This window comes from Actinomadura violacea (assembly GCF_017573465.1).
Taxonomy (GTDB): Bacteria; Actinomycetota; Actinomycetes; order Streptosporangiales; family Streptosporangiaceae; genus Spirillospora; species Spirillospora violacea.
Genome location: NZ_JAGEPF010000003.1, coordinates 200,171 through 223,684, shown reverse-complemented (window position 1 = coordinate 223,684; position 23,514 = coordinate 200,171). Strand labels below are relative to the sequence as shown.

Annotated in this window: 1 protein-coding gene; it reads left to right on the top strand. The window is 73.0% G+C overall.

Annotated elements, in window-relative coordinates:
* Positions 1 to 27: 27 nt before the first annotated feature.
* Entirely contained in the window at positions 28 to 23,514 is a 23,487-nt protein-coding gene (locus tag J4709_RS05095; protein ID WP_208237436.1) for a type I polyketide synthase, read from the top strand.

The window sequence follows — 23,514 nt, the reverse complement described above, 5'->3', positions numbered from 1 at the left end:
CGGGATTCGTTGGCAAGTGAGGTTCTCGTGGCAAACGAAGAGACTCTGCGTGACTACCTGAAGTGGGCGACGACCAATCTGCACGATGCCCGGCGGCGCCTGCACGAGGTGGAGGAGCGCGGGCACGAGCCGATCGCGGTCGTGGGGATGGGTTGCCGCTTCCCCGGTGACGTCCACGATCCGGACGGGCTCTGGGAGCTGCTCGCCACCGGGACCGACGCGATCGCGGGCCTTCCGCAGGACCGGGACTGGGACCTCGACGACCTGCCGCACCCGGACTCGGAGCAGCTCGCGGCCCGCAAGGCCGGGTTCATCTACGACGCCGGGGAGTTCGACGCCGGCTTCTTCGGGATCAGCCCGCGCGAGGCCCTCGCGATGGACCCGCAGCAGCGGCTGCTGCTGGAGGTGTGCTGGGAGGCGCTGGAGCGTTCGGGCATCGATCCCCGGTCGCTGCGCGGCTCCTCGACCGGCGTGTTCGCCGGCGCCGCGCTGTCGGGTTACGGCTGGGGGCCCGGCATGGACCCGGAGCTGGACGGCCATCTGCTGACCGGAACCGCGACCAGCATCATCTCCGGCCGGGTCGCCTACTTCCTCGGGCTGGAGGGTCCCGCGGTCACCGTGGACACCGCCTGCTCATCGTCGCTGGTGGCGCTGCACCTCGCCTGCCAGTCGCTGCGGTCGGAGGAGTGCTCGCTCGCGATGGCCGGCGGGGTGACGCTGCTGACCGCGCCGTTCATCTTCACCCAGTTCAGCACCCAGCTCGGCTTAGCCTCGGACGGGCGCTGCAAGGCGTTCTCCGCGTCCGCCGACGGCATGGGCGTCGCCGAGGGCGTCGGCATGATCGTCCTGGAGCGGCTGTCGGAGGCCCGCCGCAACGGCCACCAGGTGCTGGCCGTTGTGCGGGGCAGCGCGATCAATCAGGACGGCGCGTCCAACGGCCTGACCGCGCCGAACGGGCCGTCGCAGCAGCGGGTGATCCGGGCCGCGCTGGCGAACGCGCGGCTGTCGGCGTCCGAGGTGGACGTGGTCGAGGCGCACGGGACCGGCACCGAACTCGGCGACCCGATCGAGGCGCAGGCGCTGCTGGCGACCTACGGGCAGGACCGTTCGGACGACAGGCCGCTGTGGCTCGGGTCGATCAAGTCCAACATCGGGCACGCGCAGGCCGCCGCCGGAGTCGCCGGAATCATCAAAATGGTGCTGGCGCTGCGCCATGAGGAACTGCCGCGGACGCTGCACGCCGACGAACGGTCCCCGCACGTGGACTGGTCGGCCGGAGACGTCCGGCTGCTGAACACGCCGGTGCCGTGGCCATCGGGTGACACGCCCCGGCGGGCCGGCGTCTCCGGGTTCGGGATGAGCGGCACCAACGTGCACGCCATCCTGGAAGAGGCCCCCGCACCGGACGCTGCCCCTGCCGAAGACGAAGAGCCCACCCCGGAGCCCACCGCCGAGCCCGTGGTGCCCGTCCTGGCGGACGATGTGCCCACGTCAGCGTGGGTGGTATCGGGACGCAGCGCCGAGGCGCTGGCCGGCCAGGCGGAGCGGCTGCGTGAGTTCGTGGAGGCGCGGCCTGGTTTGGATCCGGCTGCTGTGGCGTGGTCGCTTGTGACGATGCGGTCTGTGTTCGAGCACCGTGCCGTGCTCGTCGGCAACGGTCGCGACGAGTTGACGGCCGGGCTGTCCGCGCTGGCGGCGGACCGACCTGCAGCGGGCGCAGTGAACGGCACGGCCACAGGCGGCAGTGGCCGGGTGGTGTTTGTTTTCCCTGGTCAGGGGTCGCAGTGGATCGGCATGGGGCGCGAGTTGGCGGCGTCGTCTCCGGTGTTCGCGGCGCGGCTGGCCGAGTGCGCGGACGCGCTCGCGCCGTTCGTTGATTGGTCGCTGCAGGACGTGCTGGCTGGTACTGAGGACGCACCCGGTCTGGAGACCGCTGACGTCGTGCAGCCGGTGTTGTGGGCCGTCATGGTGTCGCTGGCGGCGGTGTGGGAGGCGGCCGGGGTTCGGCCGGATGCGGTGGTCGGGCATTCGCAGGGCGAGATCGCCGCCGCCTGCGTGGCCGGAATCTTGTCGCTGCAGGACGCGGCGAAGGTGGTGGCGCTGCGGAGTAAGGCGCTGACCGTTCTTGCTGGTCGCGGCGGCATGCTGTCGATTGCCGAGGACGCCGGCAAGGCGCGGGGGCGGTTGGCGGAATGGGGTGAGCGGCTGTCGGTCGCGGCGGTGAACGGTCCGGCCGCGACGGTGGTGTCGGGCGAGCCGGACGCCTTGGACGAACTGGCCGCGGCATGTGAGGCCGAGTCGGTGCGGACGCGGTTGCTGCCCGTCGACTACGCCTCGCACAGCGCCCAGGTGGAGGCCATCGAGCAGGACATCTTGGACGTCCTGGAGGGCATCGCACCGTCGCAGGCCCGGACACCCATGGTCTCGGCCATGACCGGCGAGTTCCTCGACGGCCCCGAACTCGATGCGTCGTACTGGTACGCGAGCCTGCGCGCGACCGTCGAGTTCGACCGCGCCGTCCGCGTCCTAGGCGAGGCCGGACACCGGGTGTTTGTGGAGGCCTCCCCGCATCCCGTGCTGACGTCGGCGATCACCGACGCGCTCGACGATGAAGCCACCGCGATCGGGACGCTGCGCCGCGACGACGGCGGCGCCGACCGGCTACTGACCTCGCTCGCCGAAGCACACGTATCCGGGACGGACATCGACTGGACGGCCGTCCTTCCCGCGTCCGACAAGGTTGAACTGCCGACCTACGCGTTCCAGCGGCGGCGGTACTGGACGAAGCCGTCCCCGGCGTTCTCAGGAACCGGCGCGGACGGCGAGGCCCCGCCATCGGCGGGGGAGGCCCGCTTCTGGGCGGCCGTCGAGGACGGCGATGTCGCGGCGCTGGCAGCGGCCCTCGCCGTGGACGATCGGCAGCCGCTACGCGAGGTACTGCCGGCGTTGGCGTCCTGGCGCAAGCGCGAACGGGACGAGTCGGTCCTGGAGGGCTGGCGGTACCGGGTGTCGTGGACGCCGGTGGCCGAGTCCGGCAAGCCCGTCCTGTCGGGGACCTGGCTGGCGGTGGTCCCGGCAGGAGGCGCGGCAGGGGAACTGGCGGACGCGTGCGTGCGGGCGCTGGCCGACCGTGGCGCCGACGTCATCGTCACCGAACTCGCCGCCGAAGACCTGGACCGGCGCACCCTCGCGGACAGGTTGCGCGCACTGCTGACCGGGGAACGCGCGGACGGCGCGGACGCGACCTCCCCGGCCGGGGTCCTGTCACTGCTGGCCTTGGACGAGGAGCCGGTGCCCGCCCATCCGGCGGTCACCGCGGGCGTCGCGGGCACGCTGACCCTGCTGCAGGCGCTCGGCGACGCGGGGATCGGGGCGCCGATGTGGGCGCTCACCCGGGGCGCCGTCGCGGTCGGCCCCGGCGAGCGGCTGGCGAGCACCGTCCAGTCGCAGGTGTGGGGCCTGGGACGGGTCGCCGGGCTGGAGCACCACGACCGGTGGGGCGGCCTGATCGACCTGCCGGCGGTCCTCGATGGGCGGAGCGCGGTCCGGCTGTGCCGGGTGCTGGCGGGCTGCGGCGAGGACCAGGTCGCGCTCAGACCGTCCGGGATCATGGCCAGGCGGCTCGTGCGGGCCGTGCCGCGGCGCGGCGGCGACCGCCGGTGGATGCCGCGCGGCAGCGTGCTGGTGACCGGCGCGACCGGCGCCGTCGGGCCGTATCTGGCCCGCTGGGCGGCCCGGTCGGGAGCCTCCCATGTGGTGCTGCCCAGCCGGCGCGGCCCCGGCTCGGCGCGCGCGGCGAGGCTCGCGGCCGAGCTGGCCGAGTCCGGCTCCGCCGTCAGCATGATCGCCTGCAACGTCGCCGAACGGGACCAGGTGGCGGCACTGCTGGACCGGATCGACGCGACCGGTCCCGCGCTGAGCTCGGTGCTGCACGCCGCGAACCTGGTGCACCTCATGCCGCTGGACGCCACCGACCTGGCCGAGATGGGCGTTGCGCTGGGCGCCAAGGTGGCCGGTGCCCGCTGGCTGGACGAGCTGACCGCCGACCGGGACCTGGACGCGTTCGTGCTGTTCTCCTCGATCGCCGCGACCTGGGGCGGCGGCGAACACGGCGCCTACGCGGCCGCCAACGCGCACCTGGATGCGCTGGCCCTCGACCGCCGCGCCCGAGGCCTGCCCGCCACCTCCGTGGCATGGGGCGTCTGGGACACCCGCGAGCCTGGCGAACTGGACGACGAACTGCCGCAGATCGTGAAGTGGCTGCTGCGGCAGGGCATGGGGTTCCTCAACCCCGTTCCGGCGCTGGCCGCCCTCGACCAGGTGCTCGCCGACGACGAGACGTTCCTGGCCGTCGCCGACGTCGACTGGACCAAGTTCGCCCCCGTGTTCAGCGCCGCCCGTCCCGCGCCGCTGCTGGACGAGATCCCCGAGGTGGCCCGGCTCGCGACCGCCGAGCCCGCGGCCGGGGAGGTGTCCGGTGAGGTCGGGGAACTGGCCGCCGAGCTCGCCGGGGCCACCCCCGCCGAGCGCGAGCGGATCGTCGCCGACCTGGTGCGAGTCCACGCCGCCGCAGTCCTCGGTCACGCCTCGGCCGACGCGGTCGAGGCCGACCGCGCCTTCCGGGACATGGGCTTCGACTCCCTCACCGCCGTTGAGCTGCGCAACCGGCTGAACACCGCGACCGGGCTGCGGCTGCCGTCCACCGTCGTGTTCGACTATCCGTCCGCCGTGCTGCTGGCCCGCGAGATCGTCACCGAGGTGCTCGGCACGCCGCAGGAGACCGCGCCGATCCAGGTCAGCGCCGCCGCGCCCGGCGAGCCGATCGCCATCGTCGGGATGAGCTGCCGCTTCCCCGGCGGCGTGACCGGCCCGGACCGGCTGTGGGAACTGCTGGCGTCCGGTGGCGACGCCATCTCCGGGTTCCCCGCGAACCGAGGCTGGGAGACCGAGGGGCTGTTCGACTCCGACCCCGGCCGCACCCGCACCTCGTACGCGAGCCAGGGCGGTTTCCTGCATGAGGCCGTCGACTTCGACCCCGGCTTCTTCGGGATCAGCCCGCGCGAGGCCCTCGCCATGGACCCGCAGCAGCGGCTGCTGCTGGAGCTGTCATGGGAGGCGTTCGAGCGTGCCGGCATCGCCCCCGAAACCTTGCAGGGAAGCCAGACCGGCGTGTTCGCCGGGGCGTCCCCGTCCGGATACCTCGGGCATGCCGCCGGGATGGAAGGCTTCGAAGGGCACCTGATCACCGGAAACGCCGGCAGCGTCATCTCCGGGCGGGTGTCGTACGCGCTCGGGCTGGAAGGGCCTGCGGTCACCCTGGACACCGCGTGCTCGTCGTCGCTGGTGGCCCTGCATCTGGCCTGCCAGGCGCTGCGGTCCGGCGAGTGCTCGCTCGCCCTGGCCGGTGGCGTGATGGTCATGGCGTCGCCCGCCGGGTTCGTCGGGTTCTCGCGGCAGCGTGTCCTGGCCGCCGACGGCCGATGCAAGGCGTTCTCCGCCGACGCGGACGGCATGGGACTCGGCGAAGGCGCCGGAATGCTGCTGGTCGAACGACTCTCCGACGCCCGCCGCAACGGACACCCCGTCCTTGCCGTAGTGACCGGCAGCGCGATCAACCAGGACGGCGCCTCGAATGGTTTGACGGCTCCGAACGGGCCGTCGCAGCAGCGCGTCATCCGTTCCGCGTTGGCGAGTGCCGGACTGTCGGCTGCCGACGTGGACGCGGTCGAGGCACACGGCACCGGCACCGAGCTGGGCGACCCGATCGAGGCACAGGCGCTCCTTGCCACCTACGGGCAGAACCGGCCTGAGGACCGTCCGCTGTGGCTGGGCTCGATCAAGTCCAACCTCGGGCACTCCCAGCAGGCCGCTGGCGTGGCCGGCGTGATGAAGATGGTGCTGGCTTTGCAGCACGGGGAGTTGCCGCGGACGTTGCATGTGGACGAGCCGTCGCCGCATGTGGATTGGTCGTCGGGTGCGGTGCGTTTGCTGGCGGAGCCGGTGTCGTGGGTCGGTGGTGGTCGTTCGCGGCGGGCCGGGGTGTCGGCGTTCGGGATCAGCGGCACGAACGCGCACATCATCCTTGAGGAGCCGCCCGCCCTGGACTCTGCGGACGTCCCGGAGGAGAGCCCGACACCGGTGCTGACCGAGGCGCCGTGGGCCTGGACGGTGTCCGGGCGGACCGCGAGTGGGCTGGCGGCGCAGGCACGACGTCTCGGTGAGTTCGTGTCGGCTCGTCCGGGCGTGGATCCGGTGGATGTTGGTTGGTCGTTGGCGACGACGCGGACGGCTTTTGAGCATCGCGCGGTGGTGACCGGCTCCGGGCGGGAGGAGTTGCTGACCGGCTTGGGGGCGGTGGCCGCTGGGGAGTCCCGGCCCGAGGTGGTCTCTGGTGTCGTTCCTGCCGGTGGCGCGGGGCGGGTGGGGTTTGTGTTCGCTGGTCAGGGTTCGCAGCGTGCCGGTATGGCCGCTGGCCTGTATGAGGCCAGTCCGGTGTTCGCTGAGACCTTCGACCAGGTGTGCGGCCTGCTGGAAGCGGAGTTGGGGTTCTCGGTAGCGGACGTGGTTCTTGGCCGCGGCGAGGATGCGGAGGCGCGGGCGGATTGGACGGTGTTCGCTCAAGCCGGCTTGTTCGCGGTGCAGGCGGGTCTGCTGACCGTCTTGGAGGCGTGTGGGGTTCGGCCGGACGCGGTGGCTGGGCATTCGGTGGGGGAGGTCGCGGCGGCGTATGCGGCCGGGGTGGTGTCGTTGCCGGACGCGTGCAGGCTGGTCGCCGCACGCGGTCGTTTGATGCAGGCGCTGCCTGAGGGTGGCGCGATGGCCGCGGTCGCCGTCAGCGAAACCGACATGCTCAACGCCCTGCAAGGGGTGGCCGGGGCGGAGATCGCGGCGGTGAACGGCCCGCAGGCCGTGGTGATCTCCGGCGACCAGGACGCCGTCGACCACATCACCGACACCTTCCGCGAGCAGGGTGTGCGGGTCCGGCGGCTGCGAGTCAGTCACGCGTTCCACTCACCGCGCATGGACCCGGTGCTGGACGAGCTGGCCCAGATCGCCGCTCAACTCACCTACAGTCCACCGGCTCTGCCGTGGGCGGGGGCGCTGACCGGGGAACTGGTCACCGAGCCTGGTGCGGAGTACTGGGTGGGGCAGGCGCGGCGGCCGGTGCGCTACGCCGACGCAGTAGCGACCTTGGCTGCCCAGGGTGTTCGGGTGTTCATCGAGATCGGGCCCGACGGCACCCTGTCGGCACTGGGACCGGGTGCACTCGACAACACCCAGAGCCAGGGCTTCTTCATCCCGACTCAACGCCCGGGACACCCCGCGGACCAGACGCTGCTGGGCGCGCTGGCCCGCGCCCACGTCCACGGCGTCCCGATCGACTGGATACGCCTCCTGCCCACCGGCACACCCACCGAACTGCCCACCTATGCCTTCCAACACCAGAAGTACTGGCCGGACGGGCCGCAGGGCCTTGCGGCCTACCTGCCAGGCACGCAGGGCGGCGGGGACGGCGCGAGCAGCGAGGCCGAGGCCCGGTTCTGGTCGGCTGTCGAGGGTGGTGACGCAAGGGCGCTGGCGGAGACGCTGGCAGTGGACGAGCAACGTCCGTTCAGCGAGGTGCTTCCGGCCCTGGCGTCGTGGCGGCAGCGGGAACGCGACCGGTCGGCGACGGCGTCCTGGCGGTATCGGGCGTCCTGGGTGCCGATCACCGAGCCGGATCCTGCTCCGCTGTCGGGTGCTTGGCTGTTCGTCGTCCCGGCGGGGGTGGCCGAGGGCTTGGCGGACGAGTGCGCACGGGCCGTCACCGGCAGGGGCGCCCGGATCGTTCGGGCTGAGATTCCCGCAGGCGAACCGCACCGCGAGTCCATCGCCGCCCACCTTGCCCAGGTGCTCCGCGAGGACGCGACGGATGACGGGACCGGTCTGGCAGGCGTCGTTTCGCTGCTGGCGGTCGACGAGTCGGCGGTGCCCGGGTTCCCGGCCGTGTCGCACGGGCTTGCGGGAACACAGGCGTTGGTGCAGGCGCTCGGGGACCTGGACGTACAGGCTCCGCTCTGGGTGCTGACCCAGGGCGCGGTCGCGGCAGGGCCGGACGAGGTGCTGGGAAGTCCCGCCCAGACGCAGGTGTGGGGCCTCGGCCGTGTCGCGGGCCTGGAGCATCCGGACCGGTGGGGCGGGCTCATCGACCTGCCCGCTGAACTGGACGACCGGGCCGGCGTGCGGCTGCGCACGCTACTGGCGGGCTGCGGCGAGGACCAGGCGGCGATCCGGCCCGCCGGGATCCTGGCGCGGCGGCTCACCCGGGCTCCGCTGCCGCGCTCCGGCGGCGCGTGGCTTCCGCGCGGCAGCGTGCTGGTGACCGGGGGAAGCGGCGCGATCGGCGGGCATGTGGCTCGCTGGCTGGCCGGCCGGGGCGCTCCGCGGCTGGTGCTGGCCAGCAGGTCGGGCGCCGCCGCTCCCGGCGCCGCGGCGCTCGCCGCCGAGCTGGCCGGACGGGGGAGCACGGTCGAGATGGTGTCCTGCGACATCGCGCAGCGCGCCCAGGCCGCCGGGCTTCTGGACCGGATCGCGGCGGACGGACCGCCGCTTGTCGGGGTCATGCACACCGCGGGCCTAGGACAGGGCACCGCGCTCCAGGACACGAACCTCGCGGAACTGGCGGCCGTCGCTGAGGCCAAGACGGCGGGCGCGGCGCACCTGGACGAACTGACCGACGGCCTCGACCTCGACGCGTTCGTGCTGTTCTCTTCCATCTCCGCCACCTGGGGTAGCGGCAGGCAGCCCGGCTACGCGGCGGCCAACGCCTACCTCGACGCCTTGGCCGGGAAGCGCAGGGCGCGCGGGCTCGCCGCGACCTCCGTCGCCTGGGGGCCATGGGGCGGGGGAGGCATGGGCGACGGGGAGACGGGCGTCCAGCTGCAGCGGCTCGGGCTCCGGCCGATGGACCCCGGGCCGGCGATACGGGCGCTGGCCCAGGCCGTGGACGCCGACGAGGCACCGGTCGCGGTCGCCGACGTCGACTGGGACCGCTTCGTCCCCGCCTACACTCTGCGCAGGCCGAGCCCGCTGATCGCCGGGCTGCCCGAGGTGCGGCGGGCGCTCGCCGCCGCCGCGGACCGTCCGGCGGCGCCGGAGGCCGACCTGGAGCTGGGCCGGCGCCTGACCGGCCTGCCGCGCGCCGAGCAGGATCGGCTGCTGACCGAGCTGATCCGCGCTGAGGCCGCCACCGTCCTCGGACACGCCTCGATGGGCGCGGTGGAGGCCGAGCGGGCCTTCCGCGACCTGGGGTTCGACTCGCTCACGGCGGTCGAGCTCCGCAACCGGATGCAGGACGTCACCGGCCTGCGGTTGCCCGCGACGCTGGTGTTCGACTACCCGACCCCGGCCGTCCTGGCCCGGCATCTGCGCGACGAACTGCTGGGCGACCAGGACGGCACGGTGGTCGCGGTCACTGCGGCGGCGGACGAGCCGATCGCCATCGTCGGCATGGGCTGCCGCTATCCCGGCGGGATCGGCGGCCCCGAGGACATGTGGGAGCTGCTGGCCACCGGCGGCGATGCGATTTCCGGGTTTCCGGCCGACCGGGGCTGGGACGGCGACGGGGCCTTCGGCTCCGGGGCGGGCGAGGACTCCTACGTCAAGGCGGGCGGCTTCCTGCACGATGCGGGCGAGTTCGATCCGGGTTTCTTCGGCATCAGCCCCCGCGAGGCGCTCGCGATGGACCCGCAGCAGCGGCTGCTGCTGGAGGTGTGCTGGGAGACGCTGGAGCGGGCGGGCATCGACCCGCGTTCGCTGCGCGGCTCGCGGACCGGGATGTTCGCCGGAGCGTCCTCGTCCGGGTACGACATCGGGCTGCTGCTCGCCGGTAACGGCACCGGCGGCCTGGAAGGGCACCTCGCCACCGGCAACGCGGGAAGCGTGATCTCCGGGCGGGTGTCGTATGCGTTCGGGCTGGAGGGGCCTGCCGTCACGGTCGACACGGCGTGTTCGTCGTCGCTGGTGGCGTTGCATCTGGCCTGCCAGGCGCTGCGGTCGGGGGAATGCTCCCTCGCGCTGGCCGGCGGCGTCACGGTCATGGCCACGCCCGGCACGTTCATGGAGTTCTCCCGGCAGCAGGGGTTGGCTGCCGACGGCCGGTGCAAGTCGTTCGCCGGGGCTGCGGACGGCACCGGATGGGCCGAGGGCGTTGGCGTGCTGGTGGTCGAGCGGCTGTCGGATGCCCGGCGCCACGGACATCGGGTGTTGGCGCTGGTGGCAGGCAGTGCGGTCAACCAGGACGGGGCGTCGAACGGGCTCACGGCTCCGAATGGCCCGTCGCAGCAGCGGGTGATTCGATCGGCGTTGGCGAGCGCCGGGTTGTCGGCGTCTGATGTGGACGCGGTGGAGGCGCACGGCACCGGCACGACGCTGGGCGACCCGATCGAAGCCCAAGCCGTGCTGGCCACCTACGGGCAGGACCGTCCCGAAGACAACCCGCTGTGGCTCGGCTCGGTGAAGTCCAATATCGGGCACGCCCAGCAGGCCGCCGGCGTGGCGGGGATCATCAAGATGGTGCTGGCCCTGCAGCACGAGGAACTGCCGCGGACGTTGCACGTGGACGAGCCGTCCCCGCACGTCGACTGGTCGTCCGGAGCGGTGTCCCTGCTGACCTCGCCCGCCTCTTGGCCCACTAACGGACGACCACGGCGCGCAGGAGTGTCCGCGTTCGGAATGAGCGGGACCAACGCGCACGTCATCGTCGCCGAAGCGCCCGAAGAGCCGTCCGGGGACGACTCCGTGTCACCGGAGTCCGAGGCGCCGAAGGTGCTGGACTCCGATGCGTCCACCGCATGGGTGGTGTCGGCGCGCACGCCCGCCGGTGTAGCGGCACAGGCCGGGCGCCTTGCCGGGCACATGGCGACGCATGCGGAACTGGATCCCGCCGACGTCGGGTGGTCGCTGGTCACCATGCGGTCGGCGTTCGAGCACCGCGCCGTCGTCCTCGGCGGCGAGCGGAAGGAATTGCTGGCCGGACTGTCGGATCTGGCCAGCGGACGCCCAGCGGCAGGAGTGGTGTCCGGGACGGTACCGGCCGGCGGCGGCGACCGGGTGGTCTTTGTTTTCCCTGGTCAGGGGTCGCAGTGGATCGGCATGGGACGCGAGCTGGCGGCGTCGTCTCCGGTGTTCGCGGCGCGGCTGGCCGAGTGCGCGGACGCGCTCGCGCCATTCGTCGATTGGTCGCTGCAGGACGTGCTGGCCGGGGCTGACAAGGCGCCCGACCTGGAGACGGCTGATGTTGTGCAGCCGGTGTTGTGGGCCGTCATGGTGTCGCTGGCGGCGGTATGGGAGGCGGCCGGGGTTCGCCCGGATGCGGTGCTCGGGCATTCGCAAGGTGAGATCGCCGCCGCCTGCGTGGCCGGGATCTTGTCGCTTGAGGACGCCGCCAAGGTGGTGGCACTGCGGAGCAAGGCACTGACCGTCCTCGCCGGCCGTGGCGGGATGCTGTCGGTCGCCGAGGACGCGGCGAAGGTGCGGGAGCGGCTGGCAGCCTGGGGCGAACGGCTGTCGATCGCAGCCGTGAACGGACCCGCGGCGACGATCGTGTCAGGTGAGCCGGAAGCCCTGGACGAACTGGCCGCCGCGTGCGAGGCCGAGTCGGTGCGGACACGGTTGCTGCCGGTCGACTACGCCTCCCACAGCGCCCAGGTCGAGGGTCTGCGGTCGGAGATCGTGGCGGCGCTGGAGGGTGTGGTTCCGAGCCCGACCCGGATACCGATGGTCTCGGCGATGACCGGTGAGTTCCTCAACGGTCTGGAGTTGGACGCGTCGTACTGGTACGCGAGCCTGCGCGCGACCGTCGAGTTCGACAGAGCCGTCCGGGCCCTGGGCGAGGCCGGGCACCGGGTGTTCGTGGAGGTCTCGCCGCATCGGGTGCTGACCGCCGCGATCACCGACACGCTCGAAGACGTCTTCGCGGCGTCGGACGTCGAGAGCGAGCCGCCCGTAGTGCTCGCTACGCTGCGCCGCGACGACGGGGGCCCGGACCGTCTGCTGGTCTCCTTGGCTGATGCCCACGTGTCCGGAAGAAGCGTGGACTGGACGAAGGTCCTGCCCACCGGGCGCCAGGTGGACCTTCCCACCTACGCCTTCCAGCACCAGCGGTTCTGGCCGGTGCCCGCGGCCGCCCCCGCCCTGCTGGCCGGTGCGGACGGCACCGGATCGGCGGCGGAGGCACGATTCTGGACGGCGGTCGAGCGCGGCGACGTATCGGCGGTGGCCGCCACCTTGGCCGTCGACGATCAGCGGCGCCTCGCCGACCTGCTCCCCGCCTTGAGGACATGGCGGCGGCGCGAACGGGACGAGTCCACCACCGTCGGCTGGCGCTACCGCATCACCTGGGCGCCGGTGGCCGAAGCCGCCCAGTCGCCGCTTTCCGGGACGTGGCTGGCCGTGCTGCCGTCCGAGCCGGCTCTCGATGCCTTGCCGGACGCTTGCGTCCAAGCCCTCACGACCCGCGGCGCCCACGTCGCCGTCGTGCGCGTCCCCGCCGCGACGGCGGACCGGGCCCTACTCGCCGACCAGATCCGCCTCGCCCTGGCCACCGCCGACGGCGCGTCAACGGAACCGCAGACCGCCGCCCCGGTTGAAGGCGTCGTGTCGCTGCTCGGGCTGGACGAGGCGCTGGTCGACGGCCGTCCGGCGGTGACGGCGGGGCTGGTGGCAACGCAGGCGCTGGTGCAGGCGCTCGGCGACGCCGAGGTCGAAGCGCCGCTGTGGGTGGCGACGCAGGGAGCCGTGGCGGCCGGAGCGAACGAGGTTCTGACCAGCCCGGTGCAGGCGCAGGTGTGGGGGCTCGGCCGGGTCGCGGGCCTTGAGCATCCGGACCGCTGGGGCGGTCTGGTCGATCTGCCGCCGGTGTGGGACGAGCGGGTCGCCGCGCGGCTGTGCGGGGTGCTCGCCGGATGCGGTGAGGACCAGGTCGCCGTCCGGTCGTCCGGCGTGCTGGCCCGGCGGCTGGTGCGGGCTCCGCGGCCCCGCGTCCGGGACGCGTGGAAGCCCGGCGGCACCGTGCTGGTGACCGGCGGGACGGGTGCGGTCGGCGGGCATGTCGCCCGCTGGCTGGCGGGCCGGGACGCCCGGCGGGTGGTGCTGACGAGCCGGTCGGGTCCGGCGGCCGTGGACATGGCGGCCCGGGCGGCAACACTGGCCAGTGCGGGCGTTGACGTGGAGGTCGTCGCCGGTGACATCTCGCGGCGAACCGACGTGGCCGAGCTGCTGGCGTGGATCGGCCGGAGCGGGCCGCCGCTGACGTCGGTGATCCATGCCGCTGGTGCCGGGCAGGGCTCGACGCTGGACGACACGACGACGGCAGGACTGGCCGCCGTGCTGTCGGCGAAGGCCACGGGTGCGGCGCTGCTGGACGAGCTGACATCGAACCTGGATCTGGATGCGTTCGTGCTGTTCTCCTCGGGTGCGGCGACCTGGGGCAGTGGTGGCCAGTCGGCCTACGCGGCGGCCAACACGTTCCTGGACGCTCTGGCGGAGAGCCGGCGAGCAAGAGGCTTGGTCGGGTCGTCGGTGGCGTGGGGTTTGTGGGGCGGCGGCGGTATGGGCTCTGGTGAAGGCGGAGACCAGCTGCAACGCCTCGGGATGCGGGTCATGAACCCCGACCTGGCCGTACGCGCCCTAGGGCAGGTGCTGGACGCCGGGGAAGGCCCGGTGACCGTCGCCGACGTGGACTGGACCCGGTTCACCCCTGTCTTCACCCTGCACCGGCCCAGTCCGCTGATCTCCAGCCTGCCGGAGGTCGGGCAGGTGCTGGCGTCGGCCGGGGCGGTGGTGGTCGACGGCGCGGAGTCGCCGCTGGTGCAGCGGTTGGCGGGTTTGTCGAGGGCCGATCAGGACCGGTTGCTGGTCGATGTGGTTCGAGCTGAAGCGGCGGCGGTGCTCGGCCATGCCTCAGCGGACGCGGTGGAGCCGGGCCGGGCGTTCAAGGAGCTGGGGTTCGATTCGCTGACGGCGGTGGAGCTGCGGAACCGGCTGCGTACCGTGTCCGGGTTGTCGTTGCCGTCCACGCTCGTGTTCGACTACCCGACCGCACGCGCGGTGGCGGGGCTGCTGCGCAGCGAGCTGCTGGGCGACCCGGTGTCCACCGGCTCGGTGCAGGTAGTGGCCGCGGTCTCCGACGAGCCGATCGCCATCGTCGGGATGAGCTGCCGATACCCGGGCGGCGTCGGTGGCCCCGAGGAAATGTGGGATCTACTCGCCACCGGACGCGATGCCATCTCCGGGTTCCCGCAGGACCGTGGCTGGGAGGTCATCGAGGAGCTGTACCGCTCGTCCGACGGCAACGGGTACACGCGTCAAGGCGGTTTCGTGTACGACGCGGCCGGGTTCGACGCGGGGTTCTTCGGGATCAGCCCGCGCGAGGCGTTGGCCATGGACCCCCAGCAACGGTTGCTGCTGGAGACGTCCTGGGAGGCTCTCGAACGGGCGGGCATCGAGCCAGGTTCGCTCCGCGGGTCCGCCACCGGCGTGTACGCGGGGGCCGCATCGTCGGGCTACGGCGTCGGTGCTGTGGACGGGGCCGGCGGGTCGGAGGGCTATCTGCTGACCGGCGGCCTGACGGCGGTGATCTCCGGTCGGGTGGCGTACACGCTGGGCCTGGAAGGTCCCGCGGTGACGGTGGACACGGCGTGCTCGTCGTCGCTGGTGGCACTGCACTTGGCCTGCCAGTCGCTTCGGACGGGCGAGTGCACGCTGGCGCTTGCGGGCGGCGTGGCGGTCCTGGCGACTCCGGGAGCGTTCGCGGAGTTCTCCAAACAGCAGGGACTTGCCGCCGACGGGAGGTGCAAGGCGTTCGGCGCGGAGGCGGACGGCATCGGATGGGCCGAGGGCGCCGGCGTCGTTGTGGTCGAGCGGCTGTCGGACGCGCAGCGGAACGGGCACCAAGTCCTCGCCGTCATCCGGGGTAGCGCGATCAACCAGGACGGCGCGTCCAACGGGCTCACGGCCCCCAACGGTCTCTCGCAGCAGCGGGTCATCCGGGCCGCGCTGGCCAACGCCCAGATGACGACCGCCGATATCGATGCCGTCGAAGCGCACGGCACCGGTACGACGCTCGGCGATCCGATCGAGGCGCAGGCGCTGCTCGCGACGTATGGGCAGGGCCGTCCCGGCGACCGGCCGCTGTGGCTGGGGTCGGTGAAGTCGAACATCGGCCACACCGGAGCAGCTGCTGGCATAGCCGGTGTCATCAAGATGGTGCTGGCGCTGCGGCATGAGGAACTGCCCCGCACCCTGTACGCGGAGGAGCCGTCCCCGCACGTCGACTGGTCGGCGGGACGCGTGGAACTCCTCAACGAGCGGCTGCCCTGGACCGCCAACGGCCATCCGCGCAGAGCGGGTGTTTCCGCCTTCGGCGTCAGCGGCACCAACGCCCACATCATCGTCGAGGAGGCCCCGGGCGGCATCGCGGCACCCGAAACCGGCCCCGCCGGGACGGTCCTCGGGAACGGCGTGACGGCGTGGGTGATGTCGGGACGGACGGCCGACGGGTTGGCGGCGCAGGCGGGCCGGCTGCGGGAGTTCGCGGCGGCGCGGCCCGAGCCGGACCCGGCGGACGTCGGATGGTCGCTGGTCACCACGCGGTCGGTGTTCGAGCACCGGGCCGTGGTGATGGGAACCGATCGGCGCGAGCTCGCGGCGGGACTGGCCGCCGTCGCGACCGGCCGGCCCGCAGGCGGGACCGTGACCGGCATCGTGCCGTCCGGCGATGACGACGGCCGGGTGGTGTTCGTCTTCCCCGGCCAGGGCTCGCAGTGGACCGGGATGGGGCGGGAGCTGGCCACGTCGTCACCCGTGTTCGCGGCGCGGCTCGCCGAGTGCGCAGCGGCGCTGGCGCCTTACGCGGACTGGTCGCTGCACGACGTGCTCGCCGGAGCCGACGGTGCGCCCGGGCTGGAAACGGCCGACGTCGTTCAGCCCGCGCTCTGGGCGGTCATGGTGTCGCTGGCGGCGGTGTGGGAGGCGGCGGGCGTCCGGCCGGACGCGGTGGTCGGGCACTCGCAAGGCGAGATCGCGGCGGCGTGCGTGGCGGGGATCCTGTCGCTGGAGGACGCGGCGAAGGTCGTCGCGCTGCGCAGCAAGGCGCTGACGGTCCTCGCCGGCCGCGGCGGGATGCTCTCGATCGCCGAGTCGGCTTCCCGCGTGCGGGAGCGGCTGGCGGAGTTCGGCGAGCGGTTGTCGGTCGCGGCGGTGAACGGGCCCGAGGCGACGGTGGTGTCCGGCGAGCCTTCGGCGCTGGACGAACTCGCCGCCGCCTGCGCGTCCGACGGCGTGCGGACCCGGCTGTTGCCGGTGGACTACGCCTCCCACAGCGCGCAGGTCGAGGCGATCGAGCAGGAGGTTCTCGCCGAACTGGCGGGAATCGCTCCTACTCCGTCCCGGGTGCCGATGGTGTCGGCGATGACCGGCGAGTTCGTGGACGGTCCCGAACTCGACGCGGCGTACTGGTACGGCAGCCTCCGGGCGCCCGTCGAGTTCGACCGGGCGGTCCGGGTTCTGGGGGAGGCCGGGCACCGGGCGTTCGTGGAGGTCTCTCCGCACCCCGTGCTCACGTCCGCGATCACCGACACGCTGGAGGCCGCCGCAGGCGAGGACGCACCCGGCGCGCCCGCGACCGCGATCGGGACGCTGCGCCGCGACGACGGCGGCGCGGACCGGTTCCTGGCCTCGCTCGCCGAGGCGCACGTGTCCGGGACGACCGTGGACTGGACCGCCGTGATACCCGCCGGACGCCGGGTGGATCTGCCGACGTACGCCTTCCGGCATCAGCGGTACTGGCTGGAGGTCTCGCAGGATCTCCTGCCCGGCCGCTCTCGCGCCTTCCGCAAGGACGGCGAACCTGACGGAACGGACGACGCGGGGACGGCCGCCTGGCGCTATCGCATCTCCTGGAGCCCCGTGACCGGAACTGCCCCGGCCGTCCTGTCCGGGACATGGCTGGTCGTGACGGCCGCTGGAGCGGCGGAGGACGGAGTCGTCCAGGCGCTGACCAACCGTGGTGTCAGCGTCCTGCTCGTCGAGGCCGACCCCGCGACCACGGACCGGGCGGCCCTCACCCGGCAGATCACCCAGGTGCTCGCCTCCGACGACCAGCCCGGCCCGTCGGTGGCAGGGGTCGTGTCGCTGCTCGCGCTGGACGAGAGCATCATGCCGGGAGCGTCGGCGGTGACCGGGGGCCTGGCAGGGACGCTGGCGCTGGTGCTGGCGCTCGGCGACGCGGACGTCGTCGCACCGCTGTGGGTCATCACGCGCGGCGCGGTGGGAACCGGACCGGACGAGGCGCCGGCCAGTCCAGCGCAGGCGCAGGCATGGGGACTGGGCCGCGTCGCGGGCCTGGAGCATCCGGACCGGTGGGGTGGGCTGATCGACCTGCCGCCGGTGTGGGACGAGCGCGCCGCGGCCGGGATGTGCGCGGCGCTGGCGGGCTGCGGCGAGGACCAGGTCGCGGTCAGGCCGTCCGGGATCACCGCCCGGCGCCTCGTGCGAGCCGTGCCCGGCGAGGGACGCGGCGAGCCTTGGACACCACGCGGCACGGTGCTGGTGACCGGAGCCGGCGGGTCGGTCGGCCCGCACCTCACCCGATGGCTGGGACGGCTCGGCGCCCCGCACGTCGTCCTCGCCACCCGCTCCGGCCCGGACGTCCCAGGCGCGGCGCGCCTGGCCGCGCAGCTCGCGGAGGCCGGGACCCGAGTCAGCTCGGTGGCCTGCGACATCGCCGAACGGGACCAGGTGGCGGGCCTCCTGGCCTGGGCCGATGCGGTCGGCCCGGCGCTGACCTCGGTGTTCCACGCGGCGGTCGCGGTGGACCTGCTGCCGCTCCAGGAGACCGGTCCGGACGAGCTGGCGCACGGCCTCGGCGCCAAGGCGGCCGGTGCCCGCTGGCTGGACGAGCTGACCGCAGGCCGGGACCTGGACGCGTTCGTGCTGTTCTCCTCCATCGCCGCGACCTGGGGTGTCAGCGACCACGGCGTGTACGCGGCGGCCAACGCGCACCTGGACGCGCTGGCCCTCGACCGCCGCGCCCGCGGCCTGCCCGCGACCTCCGTCGCGTGGGGCGTGTGGGGCGGCGGCGACCGCTCCGACCTGGACGTCGAGGTGCCGCGCAGCGTGGCGCCGACCCGCCTGCTCCGCCAGGGCGTCCGCTTCCTCGACCCCGATCGGGCGCTGACCGTCCTGGCACAGGCGCTCGCCGACGACGAGGCGTTCCTGATCGTCGCGGACGTGGACTGGCCACGGTTCGCCCCGGTGTTCACGGCTGCGCGGGCCTGGCCGCTGCTGGATCGGATCCCGGAGGTCGTCCAGCTCACCGCGGACGCACCGGAGGAGACCGCGAGCGGAGCCGGCGAACTCGCCGCCCGCCTGACCGGCGCGTCGCCGGCCGAGCGGGAACACACGGTCGTCGACCTCGTACGGGCGCACGTCGCCGCGGTCCTCGGCCACGGATCGGCCGACGCGGTGGAGCCCGGCCGGGCGTTCCGGGACATGGGCTTCGACTCCCTCACCGCCGTGGAGCTGCGCAACCGGCTGAACACCGCGACAGGGCTGCGACTGCCGTCCACCGTCGTGTTCGACCACCCGTCCACGCTGGCGCTCGCACGCGAAGTGGTGGCCAGGCTCCTCGGGACATCTGAGGCGGCCGCACCCGTGCCCGTCCAGGCCGCGGCGACGGGAGAGCCCATCGCGATCGTCGGGATGGGCTGCCGGTATCCGGGCGGCGTGACCGGCCCGGACCAGCTCTGGGACCTGCTCGCCACCGGCCGCGACGCCATCTCCGGCTTCCCCGCCGACCGCGGCTGGGACCTGGCAGGACTGGACGGCGCCGCCCAGGACGGCACGTCCCACGTGCGGCAGGGCGGCTTCGTCACGGGAGCCTCGGAGTTCGACCCGGCCTTCTTCGGGATCAGCCCGCGCGAGGCCCTCGCCATGGACCCGCAGCAACGGCTGCTGCTCGAAGTGTGCTGGGAGGCACTGGAGCGGGCGGGCATCGACCCTCGGTCGCTGAAGGGCTCCCCGACCGGGGTGTTCGCCGGGGCCGCCCCATCCGGATACGTGGGGAACATCGCCGGATTCGAGAACTCCCAAGGCCACCTGCTCACCGGGAACGTCCCGAGCGTCATCTCCGGCCGAGTGTCCTACACACTCGGCCTGGAAGGTCCCGCAGTCACCTTGGACACCGCGTGCTCGTCGTCCCTGGTGGCCCTCCACCTGGCGTGCCAGGCGCTGCGGTCCGGCGAGTGCTCCCTCGCCCTGGCCGGCGGAGTCATGATCATGTCCGCGCCGGAGGAGTTCGCCGGGTTCTCCCAGCAGGGAGCGCTCGCGGCGGACGGCCGATGCAAGGCGTTCTCCGCGTCCGCCGACGGCATGGGACTCGCCGAAGGCGCCGGGATGCTCCTCGTGGAGCGCCTCTCGGACGCGCGGCGTCTGGGGCACCCGGTCCTCGCCGTGATCCGCGGCAGCGCGGTCAACCAGGACGGCGCGTCGAACGGTCTCACCGCTCCGAACGGTCCGTCGCAGCAGCGGGTGATACGTGCGGCGTTGTCGAGCGCGGGGTTGTCGGCTGCCGATGTGGACGTGGTGGAAGCGCATGGGACCGGCACATCGCTGGGCGACCCGATCGAAGCGCAGGCCTTGCTTGCCACCTATGGGCAGGAGCGGCCCGAGGACCGTCCACTGTGGCTGGGGTCGGTGAAATCCAACCTCGGACACACCCAGCAGGCCGCCGGCATAGCCGGCGTCATGAAGGTGGCACTGGCGCTCCAGCACAACGAACTGCCACGGACCCTGCACGCCGACGAGCCCTCCCCGCACGTCGACTGGTCCACCGGACACATCCGGCTCCTCACCGAACCGATGCCCTGGCACGCCAACGGCCATCCGCGCCGAGCCGGGGTGTCTGCCTTCGGGATCAGCGGCACGAACGCGCACATCATCCTCGAGGAGCCACCCGCGCCGGACCCTGCGGACGTCCCGGAGGAGAGCCCGATACCGGTGCTGACCGAGGCGCCGCTGGCGTGGTTGGTGTCGGGTCGGACATCTGCTGGTCTGCGGGCACAGGCGCGGCGACTGGCCGAGTTCGTATCGGCTCGTCCGGGCGTGGCTCCGGTGGATGTTGGTTGGTCGTTGGCGACGACGCGGACGGCTTTTGAGCATCGCGCGATGGTGACCGGCTCCGGGCGGGAGGAGTTGCTGACCGGCTTGGGGGCGGTGGCCGCTGGGGAGTCCCGGCCCGAGGTGGTCTCTGGTGTCGTTCCTGCCGGTGGCGCGGGGCGGGTGGGGTTTGTGTTCGCTGGTCAGGGTTCGCAGCGTGCCGGTATGGCCGCTGGCCTGTATGAGGCCAGTCCGGTGTTCGCTGAGACCTTCGACCAGGTGTGCGGCCTGCTGGAAGCGGAGTTGGGGTTCTCGGTAGCGGACGTGGTTCTTGGCCGCGGCGAGGATGCGGAGGCGCGGGCGGATTGGACGGTGTTCGCTCAAGCCGGCTTGTTCGCGGTGCAGGCGGGTCTGCTGACCGTCTTGGAGGCGTGTGGGGTTCGGCCGGACGCGGTGGCTGGGCATTCGGTGGGGGAGGTCGCGGCGGCGTATGCGGCCGGGGTGGTGTCGTTGCCGGACGCGTGCAGGCTGGTCGCCGCACGCGGTCGTTTGATGCAGGCGCTGCCTGAGGGTGGCGCGATGGCCGCGGTCGCCGTCAGCGAAACCGACATGCTCAACGCCCTGCAAGGGGTGGCCGGGGCGGAGATCGCGGCGGTGAACGGCCCGCAGGCCGTGGTGATCTCCGGCGACCAGGACGCCGTCGACCACATCACCGACACCTTCCGCGAGCAGGGTGTGCGGGTCCGGCGGCTGAGGGTCAGCCATGCGTTCCACTCACCGCGCATGGACCCGGTGCTGGACGAGCTGGCCCAGATCGCCGCTCAACTCACCTACAGTCCACCGGCTCTGCCGTGGGCGGGGGCGCTGACCGGGGAACTGGTCACCGAGCCCGGCCCCGAGTACTGGGTGGGGCAGGCACGGCGGCCGGTGCGCTACGCCGACGCAGTAGCGACCTTGGCTGCCCAGGGTGTTCGGGTGTTCATCGAGATCGGACCCGACGGCACCCTGTCGGCACTCGGCCCAGCCGCACTCAACGACGACCAGCAGAGCGTCTTCATCCCCACCCAACGCCCCGGACACCCCGCCGACCACACCCTCATGACCGCGCTCGCCCGCGCCCACACCCACGGCATCCCGATCGACTGGGCACGCCTCCTCCCCACCGGCACACCCACAGAACTCCCCACCTACGCCTTCCAACACCAGAAGTACTGGCCGAAGCAGTCCGCAGCGCTCCACCTTGGCGACGGGACAGGGAGCAGCGGGGCTGAGGCCCGGTTCTGGTCAGCGGTCGAGGGCGGAGACATGCGGGCGCTGGCGGAGACGCTGGCAGTGGACGAGCAGCGCCCGTTCAGCGAGGTACTTCCCGTCCTCGCGTCGTGGCGGCAGCGGGAACGGGCCGACGCGGTGACCAACGCCTGGCGGTACCGGGTGTCGTGGACGCCAGTGCCCGACCCCGACGCGGCTGAGCTGGACGGGACCTGGCTCCTGGTCGCCCCCGCCGATGGGATGGCTGACGGTCTGACCCGGCAGGTCGAACAGGCGCTTGTCGCTGGAGGCGCCGACGTCATCGTGACCCGTCCCGGTCACGCTGCCCCTGATCGCGACGACTTGGCCGACAAGCTCCGCCGATCTTTCGCCGGCGTGGTGTCGCTGCTGGCGCTGGACGAGGCGCCGCTGGCCGGGCATTCGGCGGTGGCGAGGGGCGTGGCCGGAACGCAGGTGCTCGTGCAGGCGCTCGGGGACGCGGGAGCCGAGGCTCCGCTGTGGGTGGTGACACAGGGCGCGGTCGCCGCAGGGCCGAACGAGATGCTGGCGAGTCCCGTGCAGGCGCAGGTGTGGGGCCTCGGCCGCGTCGCGGGCCTGGAGCATCCGGACCGGTGGGGCGGGCTCATCGACCTGCCCGCCGACCTGGACGAACAGGCTGAGGCGCGGCTGTGCATGCTGCTCGCTGGATGCGGTGAGGATCAGGCCGCGGTGCGGCGTGGCGGGATCATGGGCCGCCGGCTGGTGCGAGCCCCGCGGCCTCAGGCCGGAACGTGGAAGCCGCGCGGGAGCGCGCTGGTGACCGGGGGCACAGGGGCGATCGGTGCCCGCGTGGCTCACTGGCTGGCTGGGAGGGGCGCGCCGCGGGTCGTCCTGGCCAGCAGGTCGGGCCCTGACGCAGCGGACGCGGCGGAGATCGCCGCGGGCCTGGCCACCGCGGGGTCCGACGTCGAGGTGCTCGCCGCCGACATCACCGAACGCGCCGCGGTCACCGGGACGCTGGCCAGGATCGCCCAGAACGGACCTCCGCTCACCACCGTCCTGCATACGGCGGGCCTGGGACAGGCGACCGCCCTGCAGGAGACCACCGTCGAGGAGTTGGCGGCCGTCGCCGAGGCCAAGACGGCGGGCGCGACACATCTCGACGAGCTGACCAATGGCCTCGACCTGGACGCGTTCGTGCTGTTCTCCTCCGTCTCCGCGACGTGGGGGAGCGCACTGCAGCCGGGGTACGCGGCGGCCAACGCCTACCTCGACGGGCTGGCCGAGAGCAGACGGTCGCGCGGCCTGCCAGCGTCGTCGGTGGCTTGGGGGCTGTGGGGCGGCGGCGGGATGGGCTCGGGTGAGGGCGCCGGGCAGCTGCAGCGGCTCGGGGTGAAGGTGATGGATCCGGACCTGGCCATCCGCGCACTCGCCCAGGTCTTGGACGGTGATGAAGGGCTCGTGACCGTCGCGGATGTCGACTGGTCCCGGTTCGCGCCCGTCTTCACGCTGCGCCGGCCCAGCCCGCTGATCTCCACCCTGCCGGAGGCCGCCGAGATGCTCTCCGCCGCGGACGGCCCGGCCGGCGAAGCCGACGAGGACGCCGCCGCGGCGCTGCGCCAGCGGCTCTCCGGGATGCCGCGCGGCGAGCAGGACCGGATGCTCACCGACCTGGTCAGGGCGCAGGCGGCCATCGCTCTCGGCTACGCGTCCGCCGAGGCGGTGGAGGCGGACCGGGCCTTCCGTGATCTGGGCTTCGACTCGCTGACCGCCGTCGAGCTGCGCAACCAGTTGTCCGCCGTGACCGGCCGGAACCTTCCCGCGACCGTCGTCTTCGACTACCCGGCTCCGGCCGTCCTGGCCGGCTTCCTTCGCGCGGAGCTACTGCCCGACCAGGCGGCCGGTCCTCCCTCGGTCTTCGCCGACCTGGATCGGCTCGAAGCCGCGCTAGCCGGGCTCGGCCCGGACGGCGACCTGCGCGACGACGTCACCCGGAGGCTGCGCGGCGTGCTGTCGAACTGGCTCGAGACGCAGGGCGAGGCACGGTCCGAGGACTCCGACGTCGAGCTCCAATCCGCCACGCCCGACGAAGTGTTCGGCTTCCTCGACAGAGAGCTGGGTGCACCGTGA